This window comes from Aeromonas caviae, from assembly GCF_000819785.1.
GTDB classification, from domain to species: domain Bacteria; phylum Pseudomonadota; class Gammaproteobacteria; order Enterobacterales; family Aeromonadaceae; genus Aeromonas; species Aeromonas caviae.
Genome location: NZ_CDBK01000042.1, coordinates 82,588 through 97,431, shown reverse-complemented (window position 1 = coordinate 97,431; position 14,844 = coordinate 82,588). Strand labels below are relative to the sequence as shown.

12 protein-coding genes are annotated in these 14,844 nt (G+C 65.2%); 7 read left to right on the top strand and 5 right to left on the bottom strand.

The window, feature by feature from the left end:
- Positions 1–230: 230 nt before the first annotated feature.
- Both gpmM and BN1120_RS06490 read left to right on the top strand, forming a co-directional pair.
- On the top strand, positions 231–1,760 hold the full coding sequence (gene gpmM, locus BN1120_RS06495) for a 2,3-bisphosphoglycerate-independent phosphoglycerate mutase (protein ID WP_039039496.1): 1,530 nt from the start codon (positions 231–233) through the stop codon (positions 1,758–1,760).
- Positions 1,761–1,769: 9 nt separating this feature from the next.
- A complete protein-coding gene (locus BN1120_RS06490; protein ID WP_042015258.1) occupies positions 1,770–3,173 on the top strand; it encodes a peptidoglycan DD-metalloendopeptidase family protein in 1,404 nt (467 codons plus the stop codon).
- Positions 3,174–3,379: 206 nt separating this feature from the next.
- Here BN1120_RS06490 and BN1120_RS06485 read toward each other — a convergent pair whose 3' ends face one another.
- On the bottom strand, positions 3,380–4,030 hold the full coding sequence (locus BN1120_RS06485) for a Qnr family pentapeptide repeat protein (RefSeq protein WP_042015257.1): 651 nt from the start codon (positions 4,028–4,030) through the stop codon (positions 3,380–3,382).
- Positions 4,031–4,118: 88 nt separating this feature from the next.
- Between BN1120_RS06485 and BN1120_RS06480 the strand changes: the two genes are divergently transcribed.
- Together BN1120_RS06480 and BN1120_RS06475 are read left to right on the top strand one after the other, a co-directional pair.
- Positions 4,119–5,126: a substrate-binding domain-containing protein gene (locus BN1120_RS06480; protein WP_039039499.1), complete on the top strand. Its 1,008-nt coding sequence runs from the start codon at positions 4,119–4,121 to the stop codon at positions 5,124–5,126.
- A gap of 110 nt (positions 5,127–5,236) precedes the next feature.
- On the top strand, positions 5,237–5,626 hold the full coding sequence (locus BN1120_RS06475; protein WP_041214080.1) for a nuclear transport factor 2 family protein: 390 nt from the start codon (positions 5,237–5,239) through the stop codon (positions 5,624–5,626).
- Between the two features lie 55 nt (positions 5,627–5,681).
- On the opposite strand, the gene BN1120_RS06470 is transcribed toward BN1120_RS06475, so the two are convergent.
- The 4 genes from BN1120_RS06470 to BN1120_RS06455 all read right to left on the bottom strand — a co-directional run bounded on the left by BN1120_RS06470 (position 5,682) and on the right by BN1120_RS06455 (position 9,530).
- Positions 5,682–6,374 (bottom strand): helix-turn-helix domain-containing protein, encoded by a 693-nt coding sequence (locus BN1120_RS06470; RefSeq protein WP_041212169.1) that lies wholly within the window; start codon positions 6,372–6,374, stop codon positions 5,682–5,684.
- A 138-nt stretch (positions 6,375–6,512) separates the two neighbouring features.
- Positions 6,513–7,154, bottom strand: coding sequence for a bifunctional 4-hydroxy-2-oxoglutarate aldolase/2-dehydro-3-deoxy-phosphogluconate aldolase (locus BN1120_RS06465; RefSeq protein WP_039039502.1), 642 nt, complete (start codon positions 7,152–7,154; stop codon positions 6,513–6,515).
- Positions 7,155–7,163: 9 nt separating this feature from the next.
- Positions 7,164–8,960, bottom strand: a complete 1,797-nt coding sequence (gene edd, locus BN1120_RS06460) for a phosphogluconate dehydratase (RefSeq protein ID WP_042015255.1) — start codon at positions 8,958–8,960, stop codon at positions 7,164–7,166.
- Positions 8,961–9,020: 60 nt separating this feature from the next.
- On the bottom strand, positions 9,021–9,530 hold the full coding sequence (locus BN1120_RS06455; RefSeq protein ID WP_039039504.1) for a gluconokinase: 510 nt from the start codon (positions 9,528–9,530) through the stop codon (positions 9,021–9,023).
- 165 nt (positions 9,531–9,695) lie between these two features.
- Between BN1120_RS06455 and BN1120_RS06450 the strand changes: the two genes are divergently transcribed.
- The 3 genes from BN1120_RS06450 (at position 9,696) to recG (ending at position 14,805) form a co-directional block, all read left to right on the top strand.
- Positions 9,696–11,057, top strand: a complete 1,362-nt coding sequence (locus BN1120_RS06450; protein WP_223916553.1) for a GntP family permease — start codon at positions 9,696–9,698, stop codon at positions 11,055–11,057.
- Positions 11,058–11,209: 152 nt separating this feature from the next.
- Positions 11,210–12,559, top strand: coding sequence for a CDP-diacylglycerol--serine O-phosphatidyltransferase (gene pssA, locus BN1120_RS06445; RefSeq protein WP_042015252.1), 1,350 nt, complete (start codon positions 11,210–11,212; stop codon positions 12,557–12,559).
- Between the two features lie 176 nt (positions 12,560–12,735).
- Entirely contained in the window at positions 12,736–14,805 is a 2,070-nt protein-coding gene (gene recG / locus BN1120_RS06440) for an ATP-dependent DNA helicase RecG (RefSeq protein WP_042015251.1), read from the top strand.
- Positions 14,806–14,844: the final 39 nt, after the last annotated feature.

Below are 14,844 nucleotides of genomic sequence, written 5' to 3'. Positions count from 1 at the left end.
CTCCTCCAACCGGGCCGAACGAGAGGATGCGTCATGCCGAAAAGAGGGGGAAAACAGAGGAAAACCCGCCGAGGCAGACAAGCCGGCAACATGCCTAAAACAGCGGGATAACAGTTAAAAAGCGAGGCTGGAGAGGGACTTGGCTATCAGGTGACTATTTCGGCAGATGTAGTAATATTACGCTAGTTTCACTTCCCGCAATTCATTCCTATCCGAGAGGACATAGCCTTATGTCAACAGCTAAGAAACCGCTGGTTCTGGTCATCATGGACGGTTGGGGCTACAGCACCAAGCAAGAGTACAACGCCGTTGCTGCCGCCAAGACCCCCAACCTGGATCGCCTGGCCCGTGACTACACCAGCACCCTGATCTCCGGCTCCGGCCTGGACGTGGGTCTGCCGGACGGCCAGATGGGCAACTCCGAAGTGGGCCACACCAACATCGGAGCCGGTCGCGTCGTCTATCAGGAGCTGACCCGCATCTCCAAGGACATCCAGGACGGCGACTTCTTCCAGAACGTCGAGCTGGCCAAGGCTGTCGACGCTGCCGTGACCAAGGGCAAGGCCGTGCACATCATGGGTCTGATGTCCCCGGGTGGCGTACACAGCCACGAAGAGCACATCATGGGCATGATCGAGATGGCCGCCAAGCGTGGCGCCGAGCAGATCTACTTCCACGCCTTCCTGGATGGCCGCGACGTCCCGCCGCGCAGTGCCCAGTCCTCCATCGAGCTGTTCGACGCCCTGTTTGCCCGCCTGGGCAAGGGTCGTTTCGCCTCCATGATCGGTCGTTACTACGCCATGGACCGCGACAACCGCTGGGATCGCGTGCAGCAGGCCTATGACCTGATGACTCAGGGCAAGGGCGAATTCACCGCCGACAACGCCACCGACGCGCTGGCCGCCGCCTATGCCCGCGACGAGAACGACGAGTTCGTCAAAGCCACCCGCATCGGCGACGCTGTACCGATGATCGACGGCGATGCGCTGATCTTCATGAACTTCCGCGCCGACCGCGCCCGCGAAATCACCCGCGCCTTCGTCGATACCGACTTCACCGGCTTCGCCCGCACCGCCACCCCGGCCCTGCACTTCGTGATGCTGACCGAATACGCGGCCGACATCAAAACCGCCTGCGCCTATCCGCCCACCGCCCTGGTCAATACCCTGGGCGAGTGGCTGGCCAAGCAGGGCAAGACCCAGCTGCGCATCTCCGAGACCGAGAAGTACGCCCACGTCACCTTCTTCTTCAACGGTGGCGAAGAGGCCTGCTTCAGCGGCGAAGATCGCGAAATCGTCGCCAGCCCGAAAGTGGCCACCTATGACCTGCAGCCGGAGATGAGCTCCGAAGAGCTGACCGACAAGCTGGTTGCGGCCATCAAGAGCGGCAAGTACGACGTCATCATCTGCAACTACCCGAACGGCGACATGGTCGGCCACACCGGCGTGTTCGATGCGGCCGTCAAAGCCTGTGAAGCGGTCGACCACTGCATCGGTCGCGTCACCGACGCCCTGGCGGAAGTGGGTGGCGAGTGCCTCATCACCGCCGACCATGGCAACGCCGAGAAGATGATGGACGAAGAGACTGGTCAGGCCCACACCGCCCACACCAATCTGCCGGTTCCCCTCATCTACTTCGGTCGTAAAGCCGAGGTCGCCGAAGGTGGCAAACTGTCCGATCTGGCCCCCACCATGCTGACCCTGATGGGTCTGCCGGTGCCGCCGGAAATGACTGGCAAGCCCCTGATGATTCTGAAATAATCCTGCCCCATGCGGGGATGCGAAATTATTTCACAGAAAACCAGTCGCGTCGGCCTGTTGGCCGGCGCGCTGTTTTTTTGCCTGATCGGCGGTACCGGCACAGCCCAGGCTGCGAACCAGCAGCTGGGGGCCATGCAGTCCCAGATCAAGGAACAGCAACAGACCCTCAAGCTCAGCAAGCAGGAGCTTGCCAAGCTCAACACCCAGCTCAAGGCTGACGAGCAGGCCATTTCGGCTGCCGCCGCCAAACTCGAGCAGACCAGACAGCAACTCCGGCAGAACCAGCAGAAGCTGGCGTCCCTGCAGCAGGACAAGCTGGCACTGGAGCAACAAGCCAAACACCAGAAGCAGTTGCTGGCCAAGCAGGCGGAAAGCGCCTTCCAGGCGGGCAACCACGATTACCTCAAACTGCTGCTCAACCAGCAGGATCCGGCCAAACTGAGCCGCGCCCTCGACTATTTCGACTACCTCAACAAGGCCCGTATCGAGGCCATTGAAGCCCTGCGTGCCACCCGTGACAAGCTGGCCAAGAACCAGCAGGCCACCAGGGAGACCGAGAACCGCCTCCAGACCCTGCTCGGCGAGCAGCAGGAACATCACCAGAGCCTGCTGGCCAGCCAGCAGAGCCGTGCCAAGGTGCGCAACCAGTTGCAGCAATCGGTGCAGGCCGACGAGCAGAAGCTCGACAAGCTGGTCAAGGCGGAGAAAGCGCTCAAGGCGCGGCTGGAAGAGCTGCGTCGTCAGCAGGAAGAAAAGGAACGCCGCGAACGGGCCGAGCGGGAGCGCCTCGCCAAGATCAAGGCCGAGCAGGAGCGCCAGCGCCGTCTGGAGGCCCAGCGCCTGGCAGCCGAACAGAAACGCATCGAGGAGCAGCAGCGGATCGCGGCCCAGCAGCGCCAGGTCGGCGAACAGCAGCGGCTGGCGGCCCGGCAGCAACGCGTCGCCGAACAGCAGGCCAAGGTGGCGCAGCAGCAAGCAGCCGCCCGCAACAGCGCCAAGGCAAGCAGCAACGGCTACGGCGGTCTGAGCACGGGTGGCAACCTGCGCTGGCCGGTGCAGGGCCCCATCCTCATCTCCTACGGCTCGCCACGTACCGCCGAGCTGAAGTGGAAGGGCACCCTGATCGGCGCCAGCGAAGGGACCCAGGTCAAGGCGGTGGCACCGGGACAGGTGGTCTACGCCGACTGGCTCGACGGCTTCGGCATGCTGCTGGTCATCGACCACGGCAAGGGCTACATGAGCCTCTACGGCCACAACCAGTCGCTGCTGCGCCAGGTGGGACAAAAGGTGGAGCAGGGTGAGCCCGTGGCCCTGGTCGGCGACAGCGGCGGACAGGAGCGCTCCGGCCTCTACTTCGAGATCCGCTATCAGGGCGAGGCCATCAACCCGACCAAGTGGCTGGCCAGACGCTAAGCCCGCCTTGGCGGTGCCCGATCGGAGTCCGCTACCTCATCTCCAGCCCTTCTCCCGCGAGGGGAGCAGGGAGCAAAAGACAGCAACACCGCGTCGTTTACCACTTCACCCGACAAAAAGTCTGCATCGCGCAGGCTTTTTGCTTGGCAGGGGAGGCACCACACCGCCCGCCCCGATGATGAAAACTTACCTCTTTTCCACCCCGCTCAGGGGAAGACCACCAGCCCGATCTGCTCCAGCAGCCCCTGCTGCTGATCTTCAGTGATCTGCACCCCGGCGAGGTTGACCCGGCGCAGATCCAGGCCGGGCAGATCGCACTGGCGCAGATCGCAGCCTTGCAGGTTGAAGCTGGTCCAGTCGATTTGCCCGAACTCGGAGCCGCAGAGATCCGAGCCAGCCAGGGAGGCGCCCAGCAGGTTGGCCCCCTGCCAGCGGTTGCCGGCAAGCTCGCACCGCTCCAGCAGGCAGCTTTCGAAGTTGGCGTAGCTGAAGTTGTTGCCGGTGAGGTGGGCCTCGCAGAAGTAGCTTTTGGCAGTGATCCGGTTGGCGAAACTGGCATGGGCGAAGTTGATCCCCATGGCCTGGCAGTCGCGCATCTCCAGCCCAAGACACTGGCTGCGGCCGAAGTCCGCCAGGGTGAGATCGCAGCGCAGGAAGCTCGCCTCCCTCAGATCGCAGCCCTGAAACAGGCAGCCCAGCTCCCGTTCCCTGTCATAGAAGCTGCAGTCGACGAAGCGGCTCTCCCCGAGATCGAGCCAGGAGAAGTGACAGCCGATGAAGCGGCACCCCTGGAACTGCTCCCCCTCCACCTCCTGCTGCTCGAAGTGGACCCCCTCGAAACACCTGCCCTTGATCATCCCCTGCCCCCTGTTGATGGCGTCATATGCTGACATTGCCGTGCAAAAACGGTAATGTTACGTGTAACATTTTTTGCCGGATCCCCAGATGAACGACACCCGCAAGCGCCGCCCTACCCTGCAGGACATTGCCGACCTGACCGGTGTCACCAAGATGACCGTCAGCCGCTACCTGCGCGACCCGTCCGCCGTGGCCGAAGGGACCCGCGAGCGCATCGCCGCCGCGGTGGAGGAGCTCGGCTACATCCCGAACCGGGCGCCGGACATGCTGTCGAACGCCACCAGCAAGGCGATCGGCATCCTGATCCCCTCCCTCTCCAACCAGGTCTTCTCGGCGGTGATCCACGGCATCGAGGCGGTGACCCGGCCCGCCGGCTACCAGACCCTGCTCGCCCACTACGGCTACAGCCCGGAGCGGGAGGAGGAGCAGGTCGCCTCGCTCCTCTCCTACAACGTGGACGGGCTCATCCTCTCGGACACCCAGCACACCGAGCGCACCCGCAAGATGATCGCCACCGCCGGCATCCCGGTGGTGGAGACCATGGATCTGCCCCTCTCCCCCATCGACATGGTGGTGGGCATGGATCATCGGGCCGCCGCCCGGGCCATGGTAACAGAGATGCTGCGCCGGGGACGGCGCAAGGTGATCTACCTCGGCGCCCGGCTCGACGTGCGCACCCAGCTGCGAATGGAAGGCTACTACCAGGCGATGGCCGATTTCGGTCTGACCGGCCAGCACCTGCTGACGGAGCAATCCTCCAGCTTCACCCTGGGGGGAGAGCTGCTGGCCCAGGCCATGGCGCGCTTCCCCGATCTCGACGGCCTGTTCTGCACCAACGACGACCTGGCGGTGGGGGCCCTGCTGCAATGCCAGGCCAGGTGGATCCCGGTGCCCCAGCAGGTGGCCATTGCCGGCAGCAACGCCCTCGACATCGGCCACGCCATGACCCCCAAGCTCGCCAGTATCGTCACCCCCCGCGAGACCATAGGTCGCGAAGCCGCCATCATGCTGCTGGCCCGCCTCGGCGGCCAGCCGCTGGCGACCAGGTGCAAGGACATCGGCTTCTCCCTCTATGAGGGGGAAAGCCTCGGCTGATCCCCGGCCATCATGGCGCGTTCGACCGCCATGATGGCGCCTTCCCCCCTCTCCCCTCGCCGTCCCCTGGCCTATGCTGGCTCCTCCATCCCCCCTGTCAGGAGCAGACCATGCACCACACCGAACGATTGAAAGCCTGCCTGCAGCGCGTCATCTGTGATCCCGCCTTCCCCCTGGCGGAGCTCGACGCCTGGTTCACCCCCGACTACTGCCAGGAGGTGAACGGCGAGCGGCTCGACTACCCGGCGTTTCACCAGCACATCGCCACACTGCGCCGCCATCTGGCCGGGGCGAGCATCGAGTTTGTCGCCACCCTGGCGCAGGGGGAGCGGGTGCACTCGACCCATGTGGTACGGGCCACCCGCCAGGACGGCGGCACCCTGGTCTGCAAGGTGAGCGGCCTCTTCACCTTTCGCGGCGATCGGATCTGCCATACCGACGAGGTGACCTGTCTGCTGGCAGGCAGCAAGGAGGATGCAGATATCGGCTCGCGGCGCTGACTGCCGGCAACCCGCAGACACCGCCATGGCGAGCAGGAAGGCAGACAATGCGCCCTCAGGCCGCCGGTTCGCGCCGGGCAAGGCGCTGGAGGGCGCGGGACAAGGCACCGGGATCCTCGTAGCCGAGCCGATCGGCGATCTGGGCCAGCGTGAGCCCCCGGTGCTGCAACTGGCGCGCCCGTCCCAGCACCACCTGCTCCCGCCACTGGCGAAAGCTGCACCCCAGCTGCTGGAGGAAGAGCCGGTTGAGGGTGCGCACCGAGGCGCCGCAATCTGCCGCCAGCGCCGTCAGCGTCAGATGGATGGCGGGCGCTTGGCACACCCTGTCCAGCACCCGCAACAGGCGCGGGTCCAGCTCACCGGTGAGGGGAATGCGCGCCGCGAGCGGGTCGGCGCGCTCCAGCTCCTGGCCAAGCACCGTCAGATAGGCTCCCTTCACCTCCTCCTCGGCCAGCTCGGGCAGGCGGGCGAAGAGGCCCGCCAGCAGCGGGCTGGCCTGCAAGGGGCCGAAGGCGGTGCGGGCCGACGTCGGCACATAGAGGAGGGAGAGCCGGGAGCGGCGCAGCACGCGAAACTCGTGCTCCCACCCCGCCGGAATAAAGCAGATCTGGCCCGCCACCAGCAGTTCTCCCTCCCCTCGCCCCGTGATGATGCCGCCCCCGTCGTGCAGATAGCAGTATTGGGCATGGGGGTGGCAGTGCAGCGCGGTGAAGTGCCCTTGCGGGTAGGATGGATGCAGACAGGACATGAAGGCTCCAGGGGAGAGGGGCGGCCCCCGACCTTAAGCCAGGGCGAGGCCGGAAGCAAACGGCCCACCCCCTCCGGGGGCGGAAAAACAGCAGGCCACCCGGGGGTGGCCTGTTTAATTTTTCTAAACGATATTTGCTTAGCGTTTAACCAATTCAACCGCTTCCCGGGAGAGGCGGGTCACCTCCTCCCAGTTGCCGCTCTTGACGGCGTCTGCCGGCAGCATCCAGGAGCCGCCGACGGTGGCCACACATTTCAGCGCCAGGTAGTCGGCCACGTTTTTCGGGCCGATGCCGCCGGTGGGGCAGAATTTCACCTGGGGCAGGGGCGCCGCGATGGCGGAGAGTGCCTTGGTGCCGCCGTTCGCCTCGGCCGGGAAGAATTTGAGGTGGTCGTAGCCTGCTTCCAGCGCCTGCATCACCTCGGACGGGGTGGCCACGCCCGGGATCAGCGGCGCCGTGCTCTTGGCCGCGTGGGCCAGCAGGGCCGGGGTCATGCCCGGGGAGATGACGAAGCGGGCACCGGCAGCGACGGCGGCATCAAACTGCGCGCAGTTGAGCACGGTACCGGCACCGACCATGGCATCCGGCATCGCCTTGGCGATGAGGGCGATGGCGTCCAGCGCCACCGGGGTGCGCAGGGTGATCTCGAACACCGAGATGCCGCCATCCAGCAGGGCCTTGGCCATCGGCAGGGCCTGCTCCAGGTCGTTGATGACCATCACGGGTACCAGGGGGGAGGCGGCAAACACCTCGGCAGGGGTCACTTTCCAGTTCTGCATAGCTCTTCCTTAGTCAAAGATGGTGGCGCCGCACTCGGCGCTCGATACCGCGCGACGCATCACGCTGAACAGTTCACGGCCCCACCCCTCTTGTTCCAGGGTGAGGTCGATCTCGGCCTGGGTACGGCCGCTCAAATCGGTCAGGCAGTCGAGGCGGCCAGACTCGGCATCCACCCGCAGCAGGTCGCCATCGGCGAGCAGGCCGATGGCCCCGCCGTGCAGCGCTTCCGGGGTGACGTGGATGGCGGCCGGGATCTTGCCGGAGGCGCCGGAGAGACGGCCGTCGGTGACCAGGGCCACCTTGTGACCCGCCTTCTGCAGGTTGCCAAGCACCGGCATCAGCTTGTGCAGCTCCGGCATGCCGTTGGCGGCCGGGCCGTTGTGGCGCACCACGATGACGGCGTCCTGGTTCAACTCACCGGCCTTGTAGGCCGCCTCCACCGCATGCTGGGAAGAGAAGACCCGGGCCGGAGCTTCAATCACCCGATATTCGGGAGCCACGGCGGAGACCTTGACCACGGCGCGGCCCAGGTTGCCCGCCAGCAGCTTGGTGCCGCCGGTGGCCTGGAACTCGCTGCCAGAGGGGGAGAGCACGCTCGGATCCGCGCTCTCGCCCACCGGTTGCCACACCAGCTTGCCATCCACCAGTGCCGGACGGCTGAGGTAGTCCTGCATCTCGCCGAAGACCGGGGTGGCATCCAGGTGGATCAGCCCCTCTTCGGCCAGACGACGCATCAGGCCGGGCACGCCCCCCGCCTGTTCGAAGGCGTTGACGTCCGCCGGGCCGTTCGGGTACATGCGCACCAGGAGCGGCACCACGTCGGAGAGATCGCTCAGGTCGTCCCAGGTCAGCTCCAGCCCGGCGGCGCGGGCCAGCGCCACCATGTGGATGCTGTGGTTGGTGCTGCCGCCGGAGGCAAGCAGGGCCACCAGGCCGTTGACCAGGGCGCGCTCGTCGATCACCGCACTCAGGGGGCGATAGGCCGGGGAGCCCGGGATCATGGCGCTGATGCGGCGGGCCGCTTCCTCGGTGAGGGCGTGGCGCAGCTCGCTGTGCGGATGCACGAAGGCGGAGCCCGGCAGCATCAGGCCCATGGCTTCGAACACCAGCTGGTTGGTGTTGGCGGTGCCGTAGAAGGTGCAGGTGCCCGCCGCGTGGTAGGCGCCGCACTCCATCTTGAGCAGGGCGTCGCGGCCCACTTCACCGGCAGCGTACTGCTGGCGCACCTTTACCTTCTCGTCGTTGCTGATGCCGCTCGCCATGGGGCCGGCAGGCACGAAGGCGGTGGGCAGGTGGGCGTGGGAAAGCGCCCCCATGATCTGGCCCGGGGCAATCTTGTCGCAGATGCCGAGCAGCAGGGTGGCGTCGAAGGTGTTGTGGGAGAGGGAGACCGCGGTGGCCTGGGCGATGAGATCCCGGGAGAAGAGGGACATGTCCATCCCCGGCTGACCCTGGGTCACGCCGTCGCACATGGCGGGCACGCCGCCGGCGACCTGGGCGCTGTGGCCGAGCTCGGCCAGGGCACCCTTGATGATGTCCGGGTAGCCCTGATAGGGCTGATGGGCACTCAGCATGTCGTTGTAGGCGGTGACGATGGCCACGTTGGCGCGGGTCATGTCGAGGATCCGCCCCTTCTCGTCACAGCTCGAGGCGGCCACGGCGTGGGCCAGGTTGCCACAGGAGAGGGAGGCGCGGGTCTTGCCCTGATCGGCCTGGCGCTGGATGCGGGCCAGGAAGCGGGCACGGCGGGCGGTGCTGCGCTCGCGGATGCGGTTGGTCACCTGGGTGATCACGGGATGGGTCATAGCTTTCTCTCCAACTCTATATACGGGCGCGGTCGGCCGCAGCCGGGCGCGCGACATGGCTCATTGCGCCTGCGTCAGCGCGGTGACGGCACGGTCGACCACCTGTTCGAAGGTCCCGTCGATATCGATGCGAAACACGCCGGGCTCGCCATCCGGTCGCTCCAGGGTATCAAACTGGCTTTGTACCATGGCTTCGCGCATGAAGTGGCCCTGCCGTGCCCGCATCCGTTCGAGAATGAGGGACTGGCTGCCATCCAGAAACAGGAAACTCACCGAGTCGTTACCCTCGCGGATCTGGTCGCGGTACTGCTTCTTGAGGGCCGAGCAGACGATGACGCCGAGCTCGTTCTTGCGCTCCAGGCTGTAGGCCGCATCGCGGATCCGCTCCAGCCAGGGGGCCCTGTCTTCGTCGTTGAGCGGGTTGCCCGCCGCCATCTTCTGGATGTTCGCGCGAGGGTGCAGATCATCGCCGTCGATGAACTTGGCCCCCAGGGCATTGGCCACCTTGAGGCCGATGCTGGACTTGCCGCTGCCACACACACCCATCACGATAATGCACTTGCCCGCCATTATTTGACCTCTCTCTCACTTTTCAAAAAACGTTCGCCTGATGGGTTCTAAGCTACCACGTTACCGGTAACATGTTACCGGTAACGTTTCGCAATGTGAAGTGCAGCACAGAAATGTGCAGAACAACAACTAGAACCATTTGAGGACAATTTTATGGACGGAGCAATGAACACACCCGATGTCGCCTATCTGCTCTCGGTAGCGGGCGGAGCCATTGTCATGTTGCTGGTGCTGATCATGCGATTCAAGGTACATGCCTTCGTGGCATTGACCCTGGTCAGCATGCTGACGGCCCTGGCCACCGGGGTCACCTATGACCAGGTGATCCCCACCATGCTGACCGGTTTCGGCGGCACCCTGGCCTCGGTCGCGCTGCTGGTCGGCCTCGGCGCCATGATAGGCAGGATCCTGGAGATGACGGGGGGCGCCAAGGTACTGGCCGATACCCTGATCAACCGCTTCGGCTCCCACCGCGCCCCCTTCGCGCTGGGTGTGGCCTCCCTGCTGTTCGGCTTCCCGATCTTCTTCGACGCCGGCCTCATCGTCATGCTGCCCATCATCTTCAGCGTGGCGAAGCAGTTCGGCGGCTCCGTCCTCAAGTATGCCCTGCCCTCCGCCGGTGCCTTTGCGGTGATGCACGCCTTCCTGCCGCCCCACCCGGGCCCGGTGGCCGCCAGCGAGCTGCTGGGTGCCAACATCGGTCTGCTCACCGTCGTGGGTCTGCTGGTCGCGCTGCCCACCTGGTATCTGGGTGCCTACCTGTTCGGGCTCTGGTCCGGCAAGAAGTTTGAGCTGCCCCTGCCCCCGAGCTTCACTGCCAGTGCCGAGCAGCTCTCCGACAAGGCGCCGAGCTTCGGCCAGGTGATCTCCATCCTGCTGCTGCCGCTGGTGCTCATCTTCATGGATACCGGCCTCAATACCCTGAGCGTCATGGGCGTCATCGACAAGGGTGCGGACTGGGTCAACGTGCTGCGCATGGTCGGCAAGACCCCGGTCGCCCTGCTCATCACCGTGCTGTACGCCCTCTGGATGTTCCGCCAGAGCCAGGGCAAGGTGCAGCTCGAGAAGTTCTGCAACGACGCCCTGGCCCCGGTCTGCGCCGTCATCCTGGTCACCGGTGCCGGCGGCATGTTCGGCGGCGTATTGCGGGCGAGCGGCATCGGCACTGCCCTGGCCGACGTGCTCTCCGATACCGGCATGCCGGTGATCCTGGCAGCCTTCCTGGTGTCCGCCGCGCTGCGGGTCGCCCAGGGTTCCGCCACCGTGGCCCTGACCACTACCGCCGCCCTGATGGCGCCGACCGTGGCCGCCACCACCGGCCTGAGCGAGCTGGACCTGACCTTCATCGTCATCGCCATCGCCGGGGGCGCCACCGTGCTCTCCCACTTCAATGACTCCGGCTTCTGGCTGGTCAGCCGCTTCCTCAACATGGACGAGAAGACCACCCTCAAGACCTGGACCGTGATGGAGACCCTGCTCGGCACCATCGCCTTCCTCATCGTGGCCACGGCCAGCGCCATCCTCTGACGGAAACACATCGGGGCCGCATCCGTCGGCCCCGATGTGATATTGCACCGACTTTTTACGGATTCTTGCTTGGGCCCATCGCCACAGATTGCTAGAATTGCCTATTCTTCGCCCCGAGTGGAACGCTTCATCCCGTGATTTCAGGCTTCTCTATGCATTCATCGGCACATTATCGACAGTTGCTGACCCGCTTACCCCAGATCGCGGTTGCCGCGGATCAGTTCCAGATACTCAGCAGCGCCAAAGACTTCAAGAGCCGGATCCTGTCGCTCATCGCCCATGCGACCCAGCGCATCTATCTGATCGCGCTCTATCTGCAGGATGACGAGGCGGGACGGGAGATCCTCTCCGCCCTCTATGCCGCCAAGCAGCGCAATCCCTCTCTCGACATCAAGGTGTTCGTCGACTTCCACCGCGCCCAGCGCGGCCTGATCGGCAAGGGCAAGCAGGGGGGCAACCACCTGATGTACCAGGCCATGGCCGCCAGCCACCAACACCAGATCGAGATCTACGGCGTGCCGGTCAAGGGCCGCGAGCTGCTCGGGGTGCTGCACCTCAAGGGCTTCATCTTCGACGACACCCTGCTTTACTCCGGCGCCAGCCTCAACGACATCTACCTGCACCAGCAGGAGCGCTACCGCTTCGATCGCTATCACCAGATCCACAGCCCGGCACTGACCCGCAGCATGGTCAACTACGTGGATGACGTCTTCCTCGGCAGCGAGGCCGTCCAGCGGCTGGATCGCACCGGCATCCCCGGCGCCAAGCAGCTCAAGGGACCGATCCGCCGCTTCAAGCAGCGCCTGCGCCTCTGCCAGTACCGCTTCGAGAGCATCAAGCCCAACGATCGGGAGATCGCCGTGACCCCCATGGTGGGCCTGGGCAAGCGGGGCAACCAGCTCAACCGGATGATCCGCAACCTGGTGCGGGCCACCGAGCGGGAGATCTTCATCTGCACCCCCTACTTCAACCCCCCCAAGGAGTTGAACAAGGACGTGGAGGCGCTGCTCAAACGCGGCTGCAAGGTGACCATCGTCGTGGGCGACAAGACCGCCAACGACTTCTTCATCCCCCCGGAGGAGAAGTTCTCCACCATCGGCGGTCTGCCCTATCTCTACGAGACCAACTTGCGCAAGTTTGCCGAGCGCAACCAGCACCACATCGACAACGGCCGGCTCAACCTCATGCTCTGGTGCTGCGAGAAGAACTCCTATCACCTCAAGGGGATCTTCGTGGATGAGGAGTGGGCCCTGCTCACCGGCAACAACCTCAATCCCCGAGCCTGGGCGCTGGATCTGGAGAACGGCCTGCTGGTACACGACCAGCACCATCACCTGCGCGAGCAGTTCAGTGCGGAGCGGGAGAACATCCTGGCCCACACCCGCCGCATCAGTCACTTCGACCAGATAGAGCAGATCAAGGATTACCCGGATCAGGTGCGCAAGCTGCTGGCCCGGATCCACAGGGTCAAGGCTCACCTCCTGCTCAAGCGCATCATCTGACCGCCAGGGCGCCCCGTCAGTGAAAAGGCCTGCCGTTTCCGGCAGGCCTTTTTCATGGATGACCCTCCCCCCACTCCCTTGCCCACCAGCCCGGAACGGCACAACGCGGCTTGCATCGAGGCCGCAACAACCCCTATCATCTGGACATATTTACAGTGTTTTCGGGCATCTAATTGATGAAATTGGATAAAATCTCTCTCGATAGCCTCAAGGGTGTCGGCAGCAAGATGCTGGAGAAACTCGAGCGGCTGGGGCTGGCCACGGTGCAGGATCTGCTGTTCCACCTCCCCCTGCGCTACGAGGACCGCACCCAGGTGTGGCCCATCGGCGATCTGCCGCCCGGCCTGCACGGTGCCGTCGAGGGCGAGATCCAGGACACCCAGCTGGTGATGGGGCGCCGCCGCATGCTGGTGTGCCGTATCAGCGACGGCACCGGCAGCCTGACCCTGCGCTTCTTCAATTTCACCGCTGCCCAGAAAAACAGCCTGGCCCAGGGCCGCCTTATCCGCTGCTTCGGCGAGACCCGTCCCGGCAAGTACGGCCTGGAGATGGCCCACCCCGAGTACAAGCTGCTCGGCGAGGAGCAGGCCGGCCAGACCGAAGAGGCCCTCACCCCCGTCTACCCCACCACAGAGGGGCTGCGCCAGCTCACCCTGCGCAGCCTCACGGATCAGGCCCTGGCCCAGCTCGACCTCTACGGGGTCGAGGAGCTGCTGCCTGCCGGCCTCTATCCCCAGCAGATCGATCTGGCCGCCGCCCTGAAGCTGCTGCACCGCCCGCCTCCCTCGGTGGCGCTGGCCCTGCTCGAGAGCGGCCAGCACCCGGCACAGCAGCGGCTGGTACTGGAAGAGCTGCTGGCCCACAACCTCTCGGTCTTGAAGGTACGCGCCCAGGCTCAGAACCAGCTCGCCCGCGCCCTCAAACCCGCACCCAAGCTGGTCGAACAGCTGCTCGGCGCCCTGCCGTTCACCCCCACCGGCGCCCAGAGCCGGGTGGTGGCGGAGATAGCCAGGGATCTGCAACAGAGCCACCCCATGATGCGGCTGGTGCAGGGGGACGTGGGCTCAGGTAAAACGCTGGTCGCGGCGCTGGCCGCCCTGCAGGCCATCGGCAACGGCTGCCAGGTGGGGCTGATGGCCCCGACCGAGCTGCTGGCCGAACAGCACGCCATCAACTTCGCCAGGTGGCTGGAGCCGCTCGGCATCAAGGTGGGCTGGCTGGCGGGCAAGCAGAAGGGCAAGGCGCGGGAAGAGGCGCTGGCCGCCATCGCGGACGGCAGCGTCAAGATGGTGGTGGGCACCCACGCCATCTTCCAGGAGCAGGTGGTATTCCAGCGCCTCGCCCTGGTCATCATCGATGAACAGCACAGGTTCGGCGTGCATCAGCGCCTCGCCCTGCGAGAAAAAGGGGAGCGGGAAGGGGTGCATCCCCACCAGCTCATCATGACCGCCACCCCCATCCCCCGCACCTTGGCGATGACCGCCTATGCGGACCTCGACACCTCCATCATCGACGAGCTGCCGCCGGGCCGCACTCCCATTACCACGGTCGCCCTGCCAGACAGTCGCCGCCAGGATGTGATCGAGCGGGTGAGGCTCGCCTGCGAGGAGGGCAAGCAGGCCTACTGGGTCTGCACCCTGATCGAGGAGTCGGAGGTGCTGGAGTGCCAGGCCGCCGAAGACACTGCCGCCGAGCTGCAAACCCTGCTGCCCGGCCTGCACATCGGCCTGGTACACGGCCGGATGCGCCCCGTCGAGAAACAGCGGGTGATGGAGGAGTTCAAGGCGGGCATACTGCAACTGCTGGTCGCCACCACCGTCATCGAGGTGGGGGTGGATGTGCCCAATGCCAGCCTGATGATCATCGAAAACCCGGAGCGGCTGGGGCTGGCCCAGTTGCACCAGCTCCGCGGCCGGGTCGGGCGGGGGTCGGTGGCCTCTCACTGCGTGCTGCTCTATCATGCCCCCTTGTCCAAGACGGCCCAGAGCCGCCTCGGGGTGCTGCGGGAGACCAACGACGGCTTTCTCATCGCCCAGCGGGATCTGGAGCTGCGTGGCCCAGGCGAGCTGCTCGGTACCCGCCAGACCGGCCTGGCCGATCTCAAGATCGCCGATCTGGTGCGCGACCAGCCACTCATCCCTCAGGTGCAGAAGATGGCGCGCTTCCTGATGGACAAACACCCGGCGCATGTCGAGCCCCTGATCCGCCGCTGGCTGGGCCTGCGAGACCACTACTCCAATGCTTGACCAAGGCAGATGCAGAAGAGGGTCACCTTGCCTGATGGA